Source organism: Pseudoalteromonas rubra (assembly GCF_005887095.1).
Taxonomy (GTDB): domain Bacteria; phylum Pseudomonadota; class Gammaproteobacteria; order Enterobacterales; family Alteromonadaceae; genus Pseudoalteromonas; species Pseudoalteromonas rubra_E.
In genome coordinates this window covers 16,987-40,169 of record NZ_PNCI01000012.1, presented here as the reverse complement: position 1 = coordinate 40,169, position 23,183 = coordinate 16,987, and the positions used below count along the sequence as shown (strand labels likewise).

Sequence of the window (23,183 nt, the reverse complement as noted above, 5' to 3'; positions counted from 1 at the left end):
CGTAAGCGGGCATTTTTCTCTCCCTGCACAGCCCACTCAGGTACCTTGCTCAAAGTCACATTTTTTACCCGCTAAGCTGGATTTTTGCCGTGTTCATTCGTCTAGCAGTCATATTTTGAAATCAGAATCAAACTGACTGCAGTGGAGCCAGAATGTCACAGCAAAGACGTACCAGAAGAAATCGCGCTATCTCCTCCCTATCAACCGAAGACCAACAACGCTTAAAAGCACGTATTGACCAGGCCCAGAGCAATGCCGGTCAGCTCCAGGTTGAGTTGACAGCAGGTGAGCGAGTACCGCTGACACCCGCACAGAAGATCCTCTGGTATGCCTGGAAGCTGGACCCTCAGGATGTCTCCTACAACTTGGCCGGGGCACTGCATTTTCAGGGTGAATTACACACCGCTCAGGTCAGGCGGGCATTTGAGACCTTGCTGGTAAAACACTCTGGATTGCGGATCCAGTTTGTTGAGGAGCAAGAGCAGGTCTGGCAGTGCGATGGCGGGTATCAGTCTTTACCAGTTCATGAGCTTGAACTGGGGGAGCATAGCGATCAGGCAAGTATTCGTCGTTTCGTTGAGCAACCATTTGCGCTGTGCAGTGAGCCTTTGTTGCGTATCGCCATTGCCCGCTGCGAGGGGCGAACCAGCCTGATCGTGACCTTGCATCATATCATCGCCGATGGCACGTCAATGCAGCAGCTTTTGGATGAGTTTATTGCACTCTATGCAGGCAAAGACATTGCCTCGCCAGCGTCGGGCTATCTGGAGTTTGCGAAATGGGACAATGAGCAGGACCATCAGCCACGCTACGATACCCAGCTGGCGGTATGGCAGCAGCAGCTGACAGAGCCCGAAGAGACCTTACGTTTGCCGGCCAAGAATCAGCACAGACACGACCTCAATTATCAGGTTGCAACGCAGACACAGACATTGCCAGCGGCGCTGTGGCAGCGCATCGGCGCGCTTGCAAGTCAGTATCAGGTCACACCCTATTTAGTCTTGTTAACTGCCTGGCAGGCTCTGCTGGCGCGCCTCAGCGACAGCCAGAATATTCGCGTCGGCGTGCCGATAGCCAATCGTCATCGCAGCGAAACTCAGAACCTTGTCGGCTTTTTCGTTAACACTCAGGTGATGCCGCTGCAGCTTGAAGATACTGACAGTTTTGTACAGTTATTAGAAAAAAACACGGCAATGAGCCGACTGGCACAGAACAACCAGGATCTGCCATTTGAGCAGCTGGTGAATGCGCTTAAGCCGGCGCGTCAAAGCGGCGTTCACCCTATCTTTCAGGTGATGTTTAACTACCTGCGTCGTGATAAGCGCAACCTAAGCCAGCTGGAGTCTGTTTCTCTGCTGGACACCGAAATGTACCGTTTCGGTATGCCATTTGACCTGCAGCTGGATGTGATTGAAGACCTCAGTGAAGGAACAAGTCTAAACCTTATCTATGCCCGTGAGCTTTACGATGCTGAGTTTGCTCAGGCTTGCCTGGCGCAATTGCAGATGATGTTGGATAGCTGCCTGAGTGACCCAAGTGCTGAGGTCAATAATATTCCTCTGCTAAGTGCACAACAGGTATCCGACCTGATCACCACAGGGACCGGTGCTGAGGTGTTTGACTACTCACAGCCCGTTACAACCCTGATCAGCCAGCAAAGTGCCAGCACACCAGATGCGATTGCAGTGCGTTTTGCTTCGCACAGCCTCACATATCGGGCGCTGGAGCAGCGTACAAACCAACTGGCGAATTATCTGAACGCGCAAGGCATTGGCGCGGAAGACAAGGTGGCGCTGGTGTTCGAACGCAGCATCGAGATGGTGGTCAGTATTCTGGCGGTGGTGAAGGCGGGGGCAGCCTATGTGCCACTGGAGCCCTCTTTACCGGCAGATCGCATAGCTTACATCGCCAATAGCAGTGGTCTGAGCCTGTTCTTGGGTGACCACTCACTGGCGCGATTGGACAGCCTGGCAGATCTGGCCCCCCGTGTGGAGCTTTCGACACTGGCACTTGAGCACTATCCGCATAGCTTGCCGACCCATGAGATCCCCGCAACCCAACTGGCTTATGTGATTTACACGTCAGGGTCCACCGGCAAGCCCAAGGGCGTCGGTAACCAGCACAGTGCTATATACAACCGCATTGCCTGGCAACAGTCAGCTTACCCCATTGATGCTGGTGACAAAGTATTGCAAAAAACCCCGTTTGGGTTTGATGTTTCGGTGTGGGAATTCTTCTGGCCGCTGATGTATGGTGCTGAGCTGATAGTGGCCCCACCTGGTGCACACAAAGACAGTGCGCAACTGATCGACACGATCAATCACTTTGGCGTGACAACACTGCACTTTGTACCATCGATGTTGCAGGCGTTTTTAGGTCATGAAGCCGTTGCTACGGCCACCAGCATTCGACAGATCTTATGTAGTGGTGAGGCGTTGCCCAGCGAAGTACAGGCGCAGGCAATGCGCAAGTTACCTGGCATTGCAATTTACAATCTGTATGGCCCGACAGAAGCGGCTGTGGATGTCAGTCACTTCACCTGCCATGGTCGTGCTGATCTGCCCGTCCCAATTGGTGCACCTATTGCGGGGATCCGGTTATATGTGTTGGATCGCGCTTTGAACCTCTGTCCGCAAGGCATTGCCGGAGAACTCTATATCGCAGGTGCAGGCCTGGCACGCGGTTATGTGAGCCGCCCTGATTTGAGTGCCGAGCGGTTTGTTGCCGACCCCATTGCGGCGGATGGTAGCCGCATGTATCGCAGTGGTGATTTGGTAAGCTGGAATGCTCAGGGTCAGCTGGATTATCTCGGTCGTATAGACCATCAGGTTAAGATCCGTGGTTTCCGGATAGAGTTAGGTGAAATTGAAGCTGCGTTGTATGCAGCATCTGGGGTACGCGAAGCGGTTGTTGTGGCCGACGACAGTGGCGCTGCGACACGCCTGGTTGCGTATGTTTCAGCCGTCGCTGAGCAGACTCTGGATAGCGAACAGCTAAAAGCAACACTTGCTGAGGCCCTGCCTGAATATATGGTGCCAGCGGTGATAGCGGTGCTGGATACGCTGCCGTTAAGCAGTAACGGTAAAATTGACCGTAAAGCCCTGCCAAAGGTAAGTAATACCTCATCGGTGCCATTTGAAGCGCCACAAGGTGCGCGTGAAGAGGCGCTGGCAAGTGTCTGGCAACATGTGTTGGGCCAGCCGAAAATTGGCCGACTGGATAATTTCTTCGAACTCGGTGGCGATTCGATCCTGAGTCTGCAGATTGTTACCGGATTGCGTGAACACGGTTATGTGGTGACACCAAAACAGATTTTTGAACTGCATAGTATTGCCCGTTTGGCGCCTCAGTTAAGCGAACTGAGCCAGGCTGAGGCGATAGCACAGCAGGTGGAAGGTGAGGTGGCTCTGTTACCGATTCAAAAACAGTTCCTGACCACCAAGCTGGACAATAAAAACCATTATAACCAGGCGCTGTTACTGACACTGGACACACCGCTGGACGATGCCCTGATCCAGCAAGCCTGGTCTGCATTAATCGCACACCATGATGCATTGCGTCTGTGCTTTGTCAAAGATGCGTCGCAGCAGTGGCAGCAGCACTATACGGAATTTGATGCCACGCAGGCAGCGGCCAGTTGTTGGTCGCGTCGTATTGAAGCGACTCAAATAACGGCGCTTGCCGAAGAAGCACAGCGCAGCCTGAATATTGCTGAAGCTGGGGTGACCCGGCTGGTGCATATGACACTGGACGATGGCAGTGCACGCTTGCTGCTGGTGATCCATCACCTGGTGGTGGATGGCGTGTCATGGCGTATTTTGCTCGACGACTTAGCGCGGGTTTATGGCCAGTTACAACAGCAAGTTAGTCCATCCCTTGCCAGCAAGAGCCACAGCTATCAGTACTGGGCACAACAGCTCAGTGGTTATGCACACACTCACAGTGACGAACTGAGCTACTGGCAACAGCAGCAGGCTCCCGAGTTGACTTTGCCTGACCTCAACCATGAGGGCAGCCGTAAGCTTGCCCACAGTGCCAGTGTACAGGTCACACTTGATACGCAGCAAACTCAGACCTTGCTGCACGACGCTGGCAAAAGCTACCGGACTCAGGTCAATGAACTATTACTGAGCGCGCTGAGCGAAGCCTTGTATCAATGGAGCGGACAGGCTGAGTGTTTGATCAACCTGGAAGGACATGGCCGTGAACCCTGGGATCTGGACACAGATTTAAGTCGCACGGTAGGCTGGTTCACCAGCTTGTATCCGGTTCAGCTGACCCGACATGACACCCTGAGCGACACCCTGAAACATAACAAAGAGCAGCTCAGAACCGTGCCAAACAAGGGCATTGGCTATGGGGCACTGAAATATTATGGTGATGCGCAAACCCAGTCCTGTCTGGCAGCTCAGCCTCTGGGACAAATTGAGTTTAATTATCTTGGTCAGCTGGACAATACGCTGGCTCAGTCAGAGGCCCCCTGGCGTCTGGCCGACGAGCACAGCGGTGCCGCTTTCAGCCCGGACTTTGAGCCACACAGTGAGATCAGTATCAATGGTCAGGTGAGCGATGGCCGCCTGCAACTGGTGATTAGCTATGGTGCACAGCGACTCAGCGAAGTGACAATGACGGCCTTTGCCAGGTATCTGGAGGCGGCCTTAGTCGCTGTGATCGGCCATTGTACAGAGGCAGCGGGCTGCCTCACCCCCAGTGATGTGCCATTGGCCGCACTGAGTCAGTCGCAACTGGATACCTTAGCGATTAACGGTGCTGAGCTGCAGGACCTGTATCCGCTGTCGCCGATGCAGCAGGGCATGCTGTTTCACAGTCTTTACGAGCAGGGCGAAGCCTATATCAACCAGACCAGTCTGGACATCACCGGGCTTGATGCTACGCGCTTTAAATCCGCATGGCAGACGGTCATAGATCGTCATGATGTGCTGCGCAGTGGCTTCTTAAGTCTGGATCCACAACCACTGCAGTTTGTTGTGAAAACCCTGACTGCTCAATGGCAGACACTGGACTGGCAGCACCTGAGCGCCGATGAGCAACAGCTGAAGCTGCATGAGCTGGCTCAGCAACAGCGTAGCCAGGGCTTTGAACTCGATGGCACGCCGGGTTTACAACGTTTTGTGTTAGTACAGCTGGCACCTGAACGGCATGCCTTTATCTGGACCATACATCATATTCTGACCGATGGCTGGAGCTGCTCGGCGCTGATGGGAGAAGTGTTGCGCCTGTACGAGGGTCACACTTTGCCTCCGGCAGAGGCCCAATATCGTGACTATATCGCCTATCTGGCACAACAAGATCAGTCCGCTAATCTGGCTTACTGGCAGGCGCAAACCGATTTATTGTTGGAGCCGTGCTATCTGAGTTCGGCCTTTACCACGCCCTCGCAGGGCAGCTACAGCGCGTTCGACTTACTGCTAACGGAGCACGAAGATGCGGCGCTGGGCGAGTTTGTCAAAGCCCAGCACCTGACGCCAAACACTCTGATGCAGGGAGTGTGGGCACTCTTGCTGAGTCGCCATCTTGGTCGTCAGGCGGTGTGCTTTGGTGCCACAACATCAGGGCGTCCGAGCGATTTGGCAGGGGCAGAGCGGATCCAGGGGATGTTCATCAACACTATGCCGGTCATGGTTGAAGTGCGCCCTGAGCTGTCTTTGAGTCACTGGCTGCAGGCGCTGCAATCGGCCAACCTGGCCGGTCGGGAACACGAATTTACGCCTTTATACGATATTCAAAAACAGGCGACACATCTGGCAATGGACAAGCATGGCTTGTTCGATACCCTGCTGGTGTTTGAAAACTACCCGCTTGCGGAAGCACTTGAAACCCGTGCTGAACAACAGACCAAATTTACTGTCGGTGAGGCCAAAGAAGAAACCAACTTCCCGCTCACGGTGAGCTTTATTCAGGAAGAGACGCTGCGGTTACATTTCAGTTATCAGGGCAGTGAGCTTGCCGGCGCCGATGTACAGGCACTGGCAGAGCAATTCAGACGTCTGCTGCTGAATATCATAGCGTCACCGCAAAGCCGTTTGTCGGCACTTACGCTGATCAATGAATCACAGCAGCGGACACTGCAAAAGCTGGGCTTTGGTGAATCCATCACGCCACTGCACTCGGGTGCTGTGGAGCCCATCTATATCCCGGGAGGTCAACTGCCGCAGTTGGCGGCCACGCAATATCAGGATGTGGTGTCGACGCTGAACCAGTTGGCCGAGCAGACACCGGATGCACAGGCCCTGACATGTGAGGGTCACAGCTATACATTCAAAGAGTTGTTCGAGAAATCAAATCAGCTGGCCTTCTACCTGCGTGAGCAAGGAGTTGTGCCCGAGCAACGTGTCGGAGTAGCGCTGCAACGGGGGATCGATCTGCCACTGGCTTTCCTCGCGGTACTTAAGGCTGGTGCGGTTTATGTGCCAATGGACTTGAGCTACCCGCAGGAACGTCTGGCATATATGATCAACGACAGTCAGATGGCGCATATTCTGGTCAGTGATAACAGCCTGGATGAGATTGCCGGTGAGGCAACTTTGCATTGTCTGGCGGATATTGTACTGACCGAGCAGTGGCAGCAGCCTCAGGTATATCCAATGCAGGGCGCGTATGTCATTTATACTTCGGGTTCGACAGGTAACCCCAAAGGCGTACTGGTCAGCCGTGGCTCAATTGCAGCGCACTGTCGGGGTATTGGGCGTCGGTATGAGCTGAGCGCCGCGGATCGCGAAATGATCTTCATGTCTTTTTGTTTCGATGGTGCCCATGAGCGCTGGCTGTCAGCAGTAACCCATGGCGGCACTGTGGTGATCCGTCCTGAGCGTCAATGGGATCTGCAGGAAACCTATCAAAACCTGCATCAGCAAGGCGTAACCACAGTGGTATTTCCACCGGTATTTTTGCGTGAACTGTCGGCATATGTGGAGCAGGTGGGTAACCCACCGCCGGTGCGGGTTTACTGTTTTGGCGGGGATGCGATGCCACAGGCATCCTTTGAACTGGCGCAGCGAGTACTGAAGCCGGACTTCTTCATCAATGGATATGGTCCGACCGAGACGGTTGTGACGCCTCTGACCTGGAAGGCCATGCCTGGCAGTTCATTTGAGGCGGTGTACGCGCCCATTGGTGAAGTGCTGGGGCAGCGACAGGCCTGGGTGCTGGATAGCCAACTCAACCTGGTGTTACCAGGACAGATCGGTGAGCTATATATGGCACAGGAGATTGGTCTTGCACGGGGCTACCTGAACCGTCCCGATCTCACTGCCGAGCGCTTTGTGGCCAACCCGTTTGCCAATGATGGCAGCCGCTTGTATCGCACGGGAGATTTGGTGCGCTGGAATGAACAAGGCCTGATGGAATATCTGGGCCGGACTGACCACCAGGTTAAGATCCGTGGTTTCCGCATCGAACTGGGTGAAATTGAAACCTTATTGCGTAAACAAGACACAGTGCGTCAGGCGGTGGTTGTTGCCGACGATACGCCTGCAGGAAAACGCCTGGTGGCGTATGTCAGCGGACATGATGGTGCACTGCCCAACGACGCAGAGTTAAAGGCCATGCTGGCGGCGAACTTACCGGATTATATGGTACCTGCAGTGCTCATGGCATTGCCGGACTTGCCGGTGAACAGCAATGGCAAAATAGATCGCAAAGCCTTACCTAAAGCGGATCTGCAAAGCGAAGTCAGCTATGTGGCGCCAGAGGGCGCCATTGAGCAAACGATGGCTGCCATCTGGCAGGATGTGCTGGGTGTTGAGCGGGTTGGTCGTTTGGACAATTTCTTCGCACTGGGAGGCGACTCTATCAGCAGCCTGCGTGTGATTGCGCAAGCCAAACACAAAGAGATTGCCCTCGACATTCAGACGCTCTTTGGTGCCGAGACACTTCAGGCGTTGGTTGCCAGCCTCAATGCGGGCAGTGCGATAGCAGAGATCCCGCGTCAGGAAAATGAATATCGTGGCCTGTCTTATGCGCAGGAGCGCCAATGGTTCTTGTGGAAGCTTGACCCGCAGAGCATCGCTTATCACTTACCCAGCGCATTGCACTTAACCGGCGAGCTGGACCGCAGTGCATTGCAGTCGGCTTTTGATCACCTGGTGAACAAGCATGCTGCGCTGCGCACGGTATTTGTTGAAGATCAGCAAGGCACTGTCTCGACACAGACGCTGCAAGCCAGCCCTTGTCAGATCGCTTACCTGGAGCTTGGTGCGACACAGGCACAACGCAGTGACTTTAAACAGACACTGATCACCACGCCATTTGATTTAACCCGGGGACCGCTGGTCCGGGTCGGTGTGATCTGTGATGCCCCACAGCAGCATGAGCTGGTGGTGGTCATGCATCATATTGTCTCTGATGGATGGTCATTGAAACTGATTGTTGCGGACTTTGTGCGCGGGTATGAAGCGGCCCGCAACGGTGAAGCACTGGATGTGGCAGCAGACGCCTTAAGATATAGTGATTTTGCTAAGTGGCAGCGTGATTACCTCGCCGATGGTGCTGAGCAGCAACAGCTGGCCTACTGGCAGGCGCAGTTGGGGGATGAGCATCCCACGCTTGCTCTGCCCAGCGATCTGGAGGGGGATGACACTCAGCGTCACAGCGACACCCTCACTCATGAATTGAGCCAGGAGCAGACCAAAACATTGCAGGCGTTGGCAGCGACACAAGGTGTCACAGTGTTTAGCCTGCTTATGAGCGCATGGCAGATCTTATTACACAAGTACAGTGGCCAGCGCGAGATCCGGGTAGGCATGCCGGTGGCCAACCGTCATCATAGCGGCACTCAGGCCATGGTCGGTTTCTTTGTTAATACTCAGGTGATCAACAGTCAGATCCAAGGCTGTGATTCACTGGAGCGTGTCTTGCTTCGCATAAATCAGGTGCTGCGTGGTGCTCAGGCCAACCAGGATCTGCCGTTCGAAAAGCTGCTGGATAGCCTGGATCTGGAACGCAACCTGGCAGCGTCCCCGTTGTTCCAGGTGTTGTATAACCACCAACGCGTGGAAGAAAACGCCCTGACTGAGTTCGGGGGTCTGCAAGCTCAGGAGGGCCAGGCTGATACCCAGGTTGCGCAGTTTGATCTGGTATTGAACTCTTTGGAGCGCGAAGACGGCTCACTGACCTTGTCACTGGACTATGTCAGTGCGAAATTCAGCGCTCAGCGTGCTGAGGCATTGTTCTATGGCCTGACAACAATCCTGACTGAGATGCAGCACGATCTGACTCAGCCTGTCGGCACTCTCAATGTGCTGCCCCACTCTGAGCAACAAAGGTTGCTGCCTGAGCATACTCCTTATCTGGCCGGTGCCGATCAAGCTGACAATCTGGTTGCCCAACTGCGTCGCCAGGCGACATTAACGCCGGATGCCGTGGCGCTGAGCCTGGCTGACCAAACGCTGAGCTATGCACAGCTGGAGGCACGTGCTCAGCAATTCGCGCACTACCTCATCGAGCAGGGCGTTCGCAGCGAAGACAAAGTTGCGGTGGTATTCAGACGTGACATTGATACCGTGGTGAGTTTCCTGGCTATTTTGCAAAGCGGCGCCTGTTATGTGCCCGTTGATGCCGAGCTACCTGCTGCGCGTGTCGCGACTATTACAGCGCAGTGTCAGTGGGTGGTCACTGTGAATACTGACTATCAGAGCGAAGCGCAAACGCTGATCCAGTATCGCCCTGAGTTGTGTGCCAATGAGGGTCTCAAGCGAGCTGAGCCGCTTATCCACCCTCAACAACTGGCTTATGTGATTTATACGTCTGGCTCCACCGGGACTCCTAAGGGAGTGGCCGTTAGTCATCAGGCCTTGCAGGGCCACTGCAACGCCGTACAGTCGCTTTATCAATATCAGGCACAGGACCGCTGTGCGATATCTGTTTCCTTTGGCTTCGATGCCTCAATTGAGCAGTTATGGGGGCCGTTGCTGGCTGGGGCATGTGTGGTGCTGGATGAGTTCAAGCTGCTCTCTCAGCCTGAACTTGAGCAGTTTGCAAGGGACAAGCAACTTTCCGTTATGGGCTTTACACCGGCTTATTTGCAGCAATTTAAGTCTCTGCCTGCACCGCTTCGCTTATTTATTGTCGGCGGGGAAGCCTGGTCTGCACAGCACTGTGCCAGTCTCTTAGCGCACGCGCCAGACACTCGCTTTATCAATGCCTATGGTCCATCGGAGACGGTGATCACACCGCTGGCCTGGACTCAGCAACAAGGTGCTGCACTTGGCAGTAACTATGTGCCCATTGGTCAGCCAATCGGTGGTCGCGCAGTTTATATTCTTGATGAAAGCCTGCAATTACTGCCGTATGGCATGACGGGTGAGCTTTATATCAGCGGTGCTGAAATGGCGCGGGGCTATCTGGAGCAGCCTGGACTCACGGCTGAGCGCTTTGTGGCGAACCCGTTCGACAACGATGGCAGTCGCCTGTACCGCACAGGAGATCTGGTACGCTGGGATCAGCAGGGTCAGCTGGAATATGTCGGGCGTTGTGATCAGCAGCTTAAAATCCGCGGTTATCGGGTTGAAGCCGGTGAAATTGAAGCAAAACTACTGGCCTTCCCTGAGGTAGAGCATGCCGTGGTCGTGGCAGACCAGGGAACTGGCTCAACCCGCCTGGTCGCGTATGTCAGCGCGGCTGCGGGCACTGAACTGGACAGTCAGCAAGTGAGCGCATCACTGGCGGCTCAGCTGCCGGATTACATGGTACCCAGCCTCATCATGGTACTGCCACAGATGCCATTGACCCATAATGGCAAGGTCGACCGCAAAGCACTGCCTGCGCCACAGGCTGAGGCTGATAAAGTCTATCAGGCACCACAAGGGGCGCAGGAAATGCTGCTTGCTGAGATATGGCAGCAGTTACTGCGACTTGAGCAGGTGGGCAGGGACGATAACTTCTTTACACTCGGCGGCGACTCGATCCTGAGCCTGCAGATCATCGCTAAACTGCGTCAGGCAGGGTTTGTTCTGAGTGCCAAGCAGATCTTTGAACACCAAACGGTTGCCAATCTGGCCCCTCTGATGACCCCGTTAAGCGAAGATGCCATACCGCAACAAGAGGTGACTGGCGCGGTGAGTTTGCTGCCAATACAGCACGCCTTCTTCGAGCGAGACATGGTCAATCGCACTCACTGGAACCAGGCGGTCATGCTGCACCTGGCTGAGCCAATGGCGGCGCAGCTGTTGACGCAACTTATTTCTGCCCTACTCGAGCGCCATGATGCATTGCGACTGCGTTATCTGCAAAATGAGACGGGACAGTGGCAGCAGGCCTATGCGGCGTTTGACGCACACATGGCCGGGCAAAGCATCTGGTATCGGGATACTCATTCCACGCAAATCACAGCGCTGGCGGAGCAGGCTCAGCAAAGCCTGAGCCTGAGCGAAGGTCCATTGTTACGCGCCGTACATATGACGGTGGAAGACGGCAGTGCACGATTATTACTGGTGGTGCACCACCTCGCGGTCGATGGCGTATCATGGCGGATTTTGTTGGAAGATTTAACGCGGTTGTGGCAACAGCCTGATGCTGAGCTGGGCACTAAGAGCCACAGCTATCAGTTTTGGGCACAACAAATTCAGCAATACCCGGCGCAGCATGAAAACGAATTTACCTACTGGCAGAGTATGGCCGGAGTCAACAGTGTCTTGCCTGAGCTAAACGATACAGGCAGCCGCTACTATCGAGACTCAGAGGTGGCCGAGGTGACGCTGGATGCGATTCAAACCGAGGCCTTGCTGACGCGTGCAGGTCAGGCTTACCGCACTCAGGTCAACGACCTATTGCTCAGTGCCCTGAGTGATGCACTGTACCGCTGGACCGGACAGGCGAGCCATAAGATTAACCTGGAAGGACATGGCCGGGAGGCCTGGACAGACACGGTTGACCTGAGCCGCACGGTTGGCTGGTTCACTAGCCTTTTCCCAGTGGTACTGACGCGCCATGAGCAACTTGCTCAGACCATCAAGTTCAACAAAGAACAGCTGCGCGACATACCCAATAAAGGGATTGGGTATGGGGCATTCCGCTATTATGGCAGTGATGCCCAGCAGGCTGAGCTGGCCGCTCAGGGTGGCGCTGCCATTGAATTTAACTATCTGGGTCAGCTGGATAACAGCACAGCTGATACACAAAACTGGCGCCCGGCGGACGAACACACAGGCACGGCATTGGATCCGCAGTTTGCTATGGACAGTGAACTGACGATCACCGGCCAGGTTATCTCGGGTCAGTTACAGTTGAGTATTCGTTATGGCAAAGAGAGACTGGCGCGTCAGAGCGTGGCTGCATTGGCTGCACATTTTGCGGATGCACTGGCTGAGTTGATTGCTCACTGTGAGCAGGCTCCGGCCACCTTTACTCCCTCTGATCTGCCGCTGGCCGATTTGTCTCAGGCGCAAATCGACGCCCTGTCGCTGCCGCTGGATCAGATCAGTACCATTTATCCATTGTCACCGATGCAAGAAGGCATGTTGTTCCACAGCCTGTTTGAGCAAAGCGAAGCCTACATCAGCCAGAGCTGCTTTATGATCACCCGCCTGGACAGTGCGCGATTTAAAGATGCCTGGACACAGGTGGTGCAGCGTCACGATGCGCTGCGTACCGGGTTTATTACTCAGGACGGCCTGTCCTTGCAGTATGTGAATCGCGATGCTGTACTGGACTGGCAGGAGCTGGACTGGCAAACGCTGACGCCAGAGCAGCAGCAAACACGATTACGTGAGCTGGCACATCATGAATCTCGTCGCGGTTTCGACCTGACCACCGAGCCTGGATTAAACCGCGTTATTCTGATCACGCTGGGCGAGCAGCAACATGCGCTGATCTGGACCATGCATCACATTCTGACCGACGGCTGGAGTCGCTCTGCGATGATGGGCGAGGTGTTGACGGCATATGAAGGCCAGTCACTTGCTCCGGTACGTGGCCAGTATGGTGACTATATTGCGTATCTTACAGCGCAGGACGAAGCACAGAATCTGGCATTCTGGCAGGGGCAGCTGGCTGAGCTGGAGGAGCCAAGCTACCTGAGTCGCGCCTTTGCTCAGCCACCGAGCGGACAATTCGGTGGTCTGGATGTACTGCTCAGTGAGCGCGAGTATGCGCAGCTGACTGCTTTCTGTCAGCAGCACAGGATCACCCAGAATACCCTGGTGCAGGGCGCCTGGGCGGTGTTGCTAAGCCGTTATCTTGACAGAGATACCGTGTGCTTTGGTGCGACGACTGCGGGTCGCCCGAACGACCTGCCAGGTCACGAGGCTATCCAGGGTATGTTTATCAATACCGTCCCTATGGTGGCGAGCGTAGATCCGGCCCAGTCACTGACGCACTGGTTGCAGGCGCAACAAAGTACGGCACTGGCAGTGCGTGAGCACGAATTTACGCCTCTGTATGAAATCCAAAAACTGGCGGCACAATCGCTGGAGCTTAGTCGTGATGGCCTGTTTGATACCTTACTGGTATTTGAAAACTATCCTATCGATCAGGCACTGATGCAAGAAGGTGAGCGCCAGACGCATTTTGAGATCCTCGAAGATCGTGATGAAACGAACTTCCCGCTGACGGTGTTATTTATACAAGAAGAGACGTTGCGTCTGCGCTTCAATTATCAGGGCAGTGTTTTGGCTGAAGCCGATGTCCGTGCGCTGGCCACTCAGTTTAAAGACTTGCTGCTGGCGATGACACAGGGCGGTCAGTGTCAGCTTGCATCTTTACTGCCATTGCAGGATGAGCAACAGCTCAGCACCTTATTAGAGATGGGCACAGGCACGCCAGCGCATGCATATCAGCGTCCGATCACGACTCTGATCAGCGAACAGAGTGCCCGCACCAGTGATGCTGTGGCGCTGCGATTTGGCCAGCAGAGTATGACCTATGGTGAGCTTGAACGTGCCTCGAATCAGCTGGCCCACTATCTAAATGCCCGTGGGATCGGTGCAGAAGACAAAGTTGCACTGGTCTTTGAACGCAGTCTGGAGATGGTTGTCAGCATTCTGGCGGTGGTTAAAGCGGGTGCAGCCTATGTGCCGCTGGAGCCGTCACTGCCGCTAGAACGCATTGCCTATATTGCCGAGCACAGCGACTTGTCGCTGTTTATCGGGGATGATTCGTTAGAGCGACTGGCGAGCTTGTCCCAGCTTGCACAGTGTGTGCCTTATCGCAGTGTGCCGTTAGAGGATTACCCACAGCAGCTGCCACAACACCACATTGCCCCGACCCAGCTGGCCTACGTGATTTATACCTCGGGCTCAACTGGTAAACCGAAAGGGGTTGGCAATCAGCACAGCGCGATATACAACCGTATTGCCTGGCAGCAGTCGGCGTATCCGATTGGGGCCGATGACAAAGTGTTGCAAAAGACGCCGTTTGGGTTTGATGTGTCGGTGTGGGAGTTCTTCTGGCCGCTGATGTATGGGGCTGAGTTAGTGATAGCGCAACCGGGTGCACACAAAGACAGTACTCAGCTGCTCGAAACCATTAACACCTTTGGCGTGACGACCCTGCACTTTGTGCCGTCTATGTTGCAGGCGTTTATTAGCCATGAACAGGTCCACACGGCGACCAGTATTCGTCGCATTCTGTGCAGTGGTGAAGCTCTGCCCAGTGAAGTCCAGGCACAGGCATTGAGTAAACTGCCAGAAGCCAGATTGTATAACCTTTATGGTCCAACGGAAGCGGCGGTTGATGTCAGTCACTTTACCTGTCATGGCGATGCGGCGTTACCTGTGCCAATTGGGGCGCCCATTGCGGGGATCCGTCTCTATGTGCTCGACAGAGCGTTGAACTTGTGTCCGCCGGGGGTTGCCGGTGAACTGTACATTGCCGGTGTCGGGTTGGCTCGTGGCTATGTGAATCGCGCCGATCTCAGTGCTGAGCGCTTTGTGGCAGACCCCTTTGTGGCGGATGGCAGCCGCATGTATCGCAGTGGCGACCTAGTATGCTGGAACAGTGCGGGTCAGCTGGAGTATCTGGGCCGTACCGACCATCAGGTGAAAATCCGTGGTTTCCGTATTGAACTGGGTGAGATTGAAGCGGCGTTGTACGCACTTGAAGGTGTACGCGAGGCTGTGGTGGTCGCAGACGAAGGCCCATCGGGCAAACGACTGGTTGCCTATGTCAGTGGCCATGAGGCGGTGACAGTGGACAGTGGCGAATTGCAGGCTGAGCTGGCCTCAGTATTGCCTGACTACATGGTGCCGGCGGTGATCATGGTGCTGGCCGACCTGCCAGTGAACAGCAATGGTAAAATTGACCGTAAGGCCCTGCCCAAGGTAGAGCAGCAAAGTCTGGTTAGCTACGAAGCGCCACAAGGTGAGGTCGAGCAGACGATGGCGTCTATCTGGCAAACGCTGTTAGGCATTGAGCAGGTTAGCCGATTGGATAACTTCTTCGCGCTGGGCGGAGATTCAATCAGCAGCATGAAGCTGATCTCTCAGGCGCAATCGCGCGGTATGAACTTATCTCTGGCCGATATTTTTGCGGCTCCTGAGCTGCACAGTCTGGCGCAACGGGTCGGATCAGCGCAGAGCAGCATACCTGAACTTGTGCGCAGCGCCCCTGAGCAGGCTTTCCAGGGGTTATCCTATGCACAGGCACGTCAGTGGTTCCTGTGGAAACTGGCGCCGCAAAGCGATGCTTATCACATCGCAGGCGGCCTTAACCTCAATGGTGTTCTGAATTGGGATGCGCTTCAGCAGGCATTTGATTTTGTGATGCGTAAACACAGTGTTCTCAGAACCCGCTTTGTTGAGCATGCTGACGGTAAGATCAGTCAGTACGTGGATGATAACTGTGACTGCGAGATTGCCCGCAGCACAGCGACCAGTGCACATGAGCAGCAGGCGTTTAAGGCGAAACTGGTTAATACACCGTTTGATCTGATCCGTGACCCCTTGTTGCGGGTTGGTGTGATTGCACATCATGACACCCGACACGAGCTGGTCGTTGTGATGCACCACATTGTGTCGGATGGCTGGTCAATGAAGCTAATTGTGCGTGATTTTGTTACGGCATATCAGAGCGCAGTCACAGGTGACACTTTGCACATTGACGCAGCCCAGCCAGAGTACCGTGATTACGCATTGTGGCAGCGCAACTGGCTGGCCGGTGGGGAAGAGCAACGTCAGCTTGCTTACTGGCAGGCGCTGTTAGGGGATGAACATCCCCATCTGACCCTGCCAACGGATCGCAGCAGTGATCTGTATGAAAACAATGGCGCCGCACAGCAAGTGGTGGTGGATGATGCATTGAAACAGGCACTGGAGCGCTTTGCCCAAGCGCAAAACAGCACCTTATTTGGTGTGCTGATGGCGGCATGGCACGTGCTGTTACATCACTACAGTGGCCAGTCTCTGATCCGGGTTGGCATGCCGATTTCTAATCGTCAACACAGCCATAGCCAGGATATTGTGGGCTTCTTTGCCAATACTCAGGTCCTGCAATCGACACTCAGTGGTGAGCTGAGCTTACAACAGGTGGTGGCACAAGTTGCAACCCGTTTGCAGGAGGCTCAGGCCAACCAGGATTTACCGTTTGAAAAGCTGGTGGACAGCTTGTCGCTGGAGCGTACCGTCGGACAGCAGCCGCTGTTTCAGGTGGTCATGAGTCACCAGCGTCAGGATGACAATGAGCTGGTCAATCTGCCGGAACTGAGCATAGCACCCAGTGAATTGCCTAAGACCAAGGCACAGTTCGATCTGGTACTCAATACCAGCGAGAGCTTTAGCGGTGAACTGACCTTGAAGCTGGACTATGCACAGGAGCTGTTCAGTGAGCAGCGGATCGCAACTTTGATGGCGGGCTTACAGCAGATCCTCAGTGCCTTTGTAACTCAGCCAGCATTGAACCTGTCAGAGCTGGATATCATGCCACTGGATATTCAGCAAACACTGCAACAGCAGGGCTTTGGTGAGGCAATCACGCCGTTGCACAGTGGTGCTGTTGAGCCGATTTACTTACTGACGGGTAAGCCGCCACAATTGGCTGCAACCCAGTATCAGGATGTGGTGTCGACGTTAAACCAGCTGGCCGAGCAAACACCCGATGCTGAAGCCCTGACCTGTGAGGGCAACAGTTACAGCTATAAAGAACTGTACGAAAAGTCTAACCAGCTGGCCTATTATCTGCGTGAGCAGGGGGTGGGTCCAGAGCAGCGGGTTGGGGTGGCACTGACCCGTGGCATCGACTTACCCTTGGCTTTCCTTGCGGTACTTAAGGCCGGCGCGGTCTATGTGCCTATGGACCTGAGTTATCCAAAAGAGCGTCTGGCATACATGATCAACGACAGTCAGATGCAGCACATCCTGGTCAGCGATCATAGTCTTAATGAGATTGCCGGGGAGGCCCGCTTGCATCGGATGGCAGATATTCCGTTGACACAGCAATGGCAGCAGCCACAGGTGTATCCGGCTCAGGGAGCCTATGTGATCTACACCTCAGGCTCAACGGGCAATCCAAAAGGCGTGTTAGTGAGTCGGGGTTCAATCGCCGCACACTGTCGCGGCATTGGTCGCCGCTACGAGTTGACCTCGGCAGATCGCGAATTGATCTTTATGTCCTTCTGTTTCGACGGCGCCCACGAACGCTGGTTGTCTGCGGTAACCCATGGCGGCACTGTGGTGATACGTCCAGAGCAGCAGTGGGATTTACAGCAAACCTATCAGAATCTGCATCAGCAAGGGGTTACGACCGTGGTGTTCCCGCCCGTATTCCTGCGCGAGTTGTCTGCCTATGTTGAGCAGGTGGGTAACCCACCGCCAGTGCGAGTGTACTGTTTTGGCGGGGATGCCATGCCACAGGCCTCGTTTGAACTGGCGCAGCGAGTACTGAAGCCGGACTTCTTCATCAATGGATATGGTCCGACCGAGACGGTTGTGACGCCTTTGACCTGGAAGGCGATGCCGGGCAGCTCGTTTGATGCGGTGTACGCGCCCATAGGTGAAGTGCTGGGACAGCGTCAGGCCTGGGTGCTGGACAGTCAGTTAAAGCGGGTGTTACCGGGACAGATAGGTGAGCTGTATATGGCCGAAGAAATCGGTCTGGCACGGGGTTATCTGAACCGTCCGGACCTGACGGCGGAGCGCTTTGTGGCGAACCCATTTGCCGATGATGGCAGCCGCTTGTATCGCACCGGTGACCTGGTGCGCTGGAACGAGCAGGGGCTGATGGAATACCTGGGCCGGACCGACCATCAGGTGAAGATCCGTGGCTTCCGTATTGAATTAGGGGAAATTGAAACCCTGTTGCGCAAGCACAATACTGTGCGCCAGGCGGTGGTTGTTGCTGATGATACGCCAGCTGGTAAACGCCTGGTGGCTTATGTGAGTGGTCACGATGGGAGTGTACCAGACGAGGTCGAGCTGAAAGCCAACCTGGCGGCGAACCTGCCTGATTATATGGTCCCAGCGGTGATCATGGCGTTGACGGATCTGCCAGTAAACAGCAATGGTAAAATTGACCGTAAAGCCCTGCCAAAGGCACAGTTACAAAGTGATGCCAGTTTTGTGGCACCCCAGGGGGAAGTTGAACAGGCGATGGCCGCTATCTGGCAAACCGTGCTGGGTGTAGAGCAGGTTGGCCGTCTGGACAACTTCTTTGCGCTGGGTGGAGACTCTATCAATGGTCTGAAAGTGATCAGTCTGTGGCAGCAACATAATGCCCTGCCGCTGGCTGTCAGACAGTTGTGGCAAGCCCCGGATCTGGCGAGCCTGGTGGCTGAGATGACGCACCAGAGCGAGCTTATCCTGCATCCGCTCAATGATGCCGTGGCAGGTGCGGATAATCTCTTCTGTCTGCATGAAGGCAGTGGCTTGACGGTGGCATATCGTCCGCTGGCTGAGAAGCTGGCGGGTAAGGTTAATTGTATCGGTGTGGCGGCTGCAAAACAGCTGGCCCAGTTCAGTACGCTGACCGATTTGGCGCAGCATTATGCGAAGGCACTGGATGAGGCTCAGCCGAATGGCACCATCAAACTGCTGGGCTGGTCTTTGGGTGGCGCGTTGGCGGCACTGGTTGCCAATGCACTGACTGCGCGAGGCAGAACGGTGAGTCACCTGTATCTGGTTGACAGCTGGAACCCTCACGGTGAAGCGGCGCAAAGCAGTCTGGACTGGCGTAGCTGGGCGCTGTCATGGATCGGCGGCTACAGTCTGGCACCTGACAGTGCATTGCATCACGCTCTGGTGACGCAATTGCAGCAGGGGCTGGATGATACTGTCCGGGACCCAGCCACACTGGCTCAGTGGCTGATCACGCATCAGGCGCAATTTGCTGATCTCTTTGAGCACACGCTCAGTCAGTTGCCTGAAGCGGAATTAACGGCCTTACTGGCGGCGGGTTATGAACTGCAGCGCCTGGCCAGGGCGCCTCAGCAGTATGCTCAGGAAGCCTCGGCAAAAGCGCATGCCTGGTGGTCAAATCAGGCAGATCAGGCTGCGATGGATGCCTATCTTGCGGAGCTGGACGCTGAGTTTGATGTGACGCATCTGGATTATGATCATCGCCAGATCATTGCTGCCGAAGAGGTACTCACCTCCGTTTACGACAGTTTGCTGTGCACTGATTAAGCGCGTCAGAGTCGAAGGTAAAAAAGCCGTGCGAATGCACGGCTTTTTTGTGTCAGCAGATCGACTGGGTGCGCACAGGCTGGTGTAATCAAGTGTGATAGAAAAAGCCCCCTGCCTGCGTTTAAATAGAGATCTTAGGTGTACAAAATAGAGGTAATTAACAATGGATCATACGCAGGCGATTGAAATCGTTAACGTAGACCGAGACAAAGTCGCGCAGCATATTGAGTTATGCAACAAGGGGGAGCATATTTGTGACCTCAATGGGTGGTGTTTAGAGATAGCATCATCAGCTCAGACGTTTACATTTGGCCCAGATACAATCTTGCGGCCGGGGGAGGAGCTCAGTGTCTACATTGACAGGGGAGGCGAACTTAGCTTTAACGCGGCCAATGCTTTAAACCGTCGGGGTGACAGGGTGTTGTTGTTTGATGCACATCGTGAGCTGCGTTATCAGTTTGTATATGGCCAGTCAGCCCACAACCTTGTGATCATCAGCGATGTGCACAGCGACAGTCAGGGGGGCAGAGATTTCAGTGATGAATATGTTGAGCTATTTAATATGTCAGATTGCCGTGTGGACATCAGTGGCTGGCAAATTCGCGCCGTAAAGGGGGATGCGCAATTTATTTTCCCGGAGGGGGCCCAGCTGGCGCCTCAGGCACCTGCTCGGGTCTATTCCAACTACATAGATCCGCAGACCGGCGGCTACAGCTTCAGCAGCCCGCGAGCGCTTTGGCGTACCAGCAATGAAAGTTGTCAGCTGCTGGATGACGCCGGGCGTGAAGTATCCTGCTATTCTTTCTGAGCGGTGGGGCTGGGGAGCGACTGAATGTCCTCCCCGGCACATTTGATTACAGGTCGAGCGCTTCGACGATCTCCGCTGAACGTACTGCCAACACTGACAGTAAAGAGTCACTGATGCCATGGGTTTGCTCATTGACGCCCTGGGTAAACACTTTTGGCATAAAGTTGTCGGCTGTTTCAATTTGATAATAGCGACTGATGTCTGGCTTCAGCCATTCTGCCAATTGCTCAAGGAGCGGCGAGCGGCTGGGGTACTGGTAGCCAGTCGCCAGAATTAAATGGTCGTACTTTTGCATTCCACGGCTTTGCACATCCTCCAGATCCAGATTGATCTTACCTTCGGTATCAATCGCTGCGCTATTGACGGAGGTACGGTGACGAATGGCCAGGCGATCGCCTCCTTTGAGTTTCTGGTCATACAGGCTGGCGTAAATACTATCAATCAATGGCTCATCGACTACAGAGTAGTTGGTGCTTCTGAATTCGTTAAAGTAGCGGTCTTTTTGCTCTGGCGACTTGTCGAACACCACATCGGTGAATGCAGGGTCAAAGATCTCGTTTACAAATGGGCTTGAATCAGCAGGCTTCATCGCGCCGGCACGCATGATTAAGTCAACCTGTGGTTGCTCCGTCATGTTTTCCAGATCTGCAAAAATCTCAGCACCACTTTGCCCCGCACCGATAATCGCAACGCGATCTCCCGCTTTGACTTTATGTTTGTTGTGCAAATACTGTGATGAGTGCCAAACATGATTGCTGTCTTTCAGTGCGTCAAATGGGGCGGGGATTTTCGCCGAACCGCCAACGCTCACAACCAGGTTTTTGGTCAGGCGTACGCTTTGATTGCCCTCGGCATCCCGGCTGGTGACTTTGAGGTGATCAACTTTACCTTCTACAATAATTGGCTCAACGTCATTGACCTGCTCGCCAAAGTGACAGTGATCACGGAAATGGCTGGCTGACCAGCGCAGGTAGTCATTGAACTCATGACGAGAAGGATAGAAGGTCTTCAGGTTGATGAAACTGTCCAGGCGGTTTTGATTATGTAAATAATTAATGAAGCTGAAATGACTGGTCGGGTTGCGTAATGAAACCAGATCTTTGAGGAAAGAGATCTGCATATCGGTGTTGTCCAGCAGCATCCCACCATGCCACAAAAAGTCCGGCTGTTTCTCGATAAAACACACTCGATCGCTCAGTTTGTTTTGCTCTTTCAGGGCGATAGCCAGTGCCAGGTTGGCCGGGCCAAACCCGATCCCAATCACGTCATATAGTTTCATTTTTCTGCCTTTGATTACCTTAAATCGCACGCACGGGTGCGTGAAATAATATTGATTGTCATAAAGACGAAAGATGTGCGGGTTTCTTTAGGGGCCGTCAGGTGCAATCGGCGCAAAAAGTAAGGGAAAAATAATTACCATGCGCGAGCGCAATAAATTCTCATAAAATGTGAATTTTTTTGTCAATAACTCGTCTAGCTAGTTCACCGTGGCTACGTTGCTAAATGCCGTCGCCCCATATGTTCTTTGCGCTAAAATGAGTGAGTGAAACCAATATGTTAGTTGCCGACTTTGCCTTGGAAAAATGCCAGTCATTAAGTGAAAATGCCATTGCATTGACCCAGAAGCTGGTACGTTATAAATCCATCACACCTGAAGATGCTGGCAGCATGTGTTTCCTGATCCGTAAGCTTCAGTCACTCGGATTTGATTGTCATGAAGTCACTCGTCAGGGGGTCAGGAACCTGGTTGCGAAAAGAGTATTTGGACCCGGCGAAACCCTGGCATTTGCCGGCCACCTGGACGTTGTGCCGCCCGGGCCGGTCGAGCTGTGGCAATGTCCGCCTTTTGCTGCAGAGATCCAGGACGGCCGCTTATATGGTCGCGGGGTAGCCGATATGAAAGGGGCAATAGCCTGCTTTATTGCGGCAGTTGAGTCTCTGCTCGAACAATGCAGCCGTGGTAGTCTGATGTTTTTGATTACCTGTGACGAAGAAGGAGAGGCGGAACACGGCACTGCTGTGCTCATGAGCCATTTGAAACAACAAGGCGTAGATCACCTGCCGCATTATTGCTTGGTGGGAGAGCCATCGAGTCGTAAGACGCTGGGTGATGTACTTAAGATAGGTCGTCGCGGCTCCTTGTCTGCCCATATTCGGGTTTATGGCCGTCAGGGTCATGTGGCCTATCCGCATAACTGTGATAACGCCACGCATCATACCTCACGCCTGTTGCAGCGTTTACTGGCACTGGAATGGGACGAAGGCAGTGCGCAAATGCCGGGTACCACATTTCAGGTGACGCAGCTCAACAGTGGTGAGTTTGTCGATAATGTGGTCCCGGGTGCCTGCGATGTGTGCTTTAACATTCGCTACAGTAGTCGCTTTAACGAAGCGGAGCTGAAACGACTGATCGACGATATTTTGCTGGATTTAGACCTCAATTATGACATTGAGTGGCAGCGCCCTTGTGCGCCTTATTTCAATCAGGCGGATGAGTTTGTTGCCCTGATCTGTGGTGCGATAGAGAGTGTAGTGGGTCAGGTCCCCATGCTGACCACAGATGGCGGTACATCGGATGGCCGTTTTATTGCCTCTAATCATACTCAGGTCATTGAATTTGGTCTGAAAAACGACAACATCCACCAAATCAATGAATCCGCACAGATACAGGACATTGCCGATCTGGCGCATATTTATCAGCTCGTGATCCAGGCATTTTGTCTTGAGGAAACACAAATCGCACAGCGTCAGGCGCAGCAACTGGCGGCATTGACCTAAACAGCGAAGGAAGAGCCCATAACCGGGCT

At 54.1% G+C, this 23,183-nt stretch carries 4 protein-coding genes; 3 read left to right on the top strand and 1 reads right to left on the bottom strand.

Annotation, left to right across the window (positions count from 1 at the left end; all coding sequences use genetic code 11):
- Positions 1-152: 152 nt before the first annotated feature.
- Together CWB99_RS05880 and CWB99_RS05875 are read left to right on the top strand one after the other, a co-directional pair.
- Positions 153-19,568, top strand: coding sequence for a non-ribosomal peptide synthase/polyketide synthase (locus CWB99_RS05880; RefSeq protein WP_138552619.1), 19,416 nt, complete (start codon positions 153-155; stop codon positions 19,566-19,568).
- 163 nt (positions 19,569-19,731) lie between these two features.
- A complete protein-coding gene (locus CWB99_RS05875; RefSeq protein WP_138552618.1) occupies positions 19,732-20,376 on the top strand; it encodes a lamin tail domain-containing protein in 645 nt (214 codons plus the stop codon).
- A gap of 46 nt (positions 20,377-20,422) precedes the next feature.
- Here CWB99_RS05875 and CWB99_RS05870 read toward each other — a convergent pair whose 3' ends face one another.
- Entirely contained in the window at positions 20,423-21,655 is a 1,233-nt protein-coding gene (locus CWB99_RS05870; RefSeq protein ID WP_138552617.1) for a lysine N(6)-hydroxylase/L-ornithine N(5)-oxygenase family protein, read from the bottom strand.
- 275 nt (positions 21,656-21,930) lie between these two features.
- Between CWB99_RS05870 and dapE the strand changes: the two genes are divergently transcribed.
- Positions 21,931-23,154, top strand: coding sequence for a succinyl-diaminopimelate desuccinylase (gene dapE / locus CWB99_RS05865; RefSeq protein WP_138552616.1), 1,224 nt, complete (start codon positions 21,931-21,933; stop codon positions 23,152-23,154).
- Positions 23,155-23,183 lie beyond the last annotated feature (29 nt).

Excerpts from the sequence above, each read along its gene's own strand:
- CWB99_RS05880 (WP_138552619.1), top strand. The coding sequence starts at position 153 with ATGTCACAGCAAAGACGTACCAGAAGAAATCGCGCTATCTCCTCCCTA.
- CWB99_RS05875 (WP_138552618.1), top strand. The coding sequence starts at position 19,732 with ATGGATCATACGCAGGCGATTGAAATCGTTAACGTAGACCGAGACAAA.
- CWB99_RS05870 (WP_138552617.1), bottom strand. The coding sequence starts at position 21,655 with ATGAAACTATATGACGTGATTGGGATCGGGTTTGGCCCGGCCAACCTG.
- dapE (WP_138552616.1), top strand. The coding sequence starts at position 21,931 with ATGTTAGTTGCCGACTTTGCCTTGGAAAAATGCCAGTCATTAAGTGAA.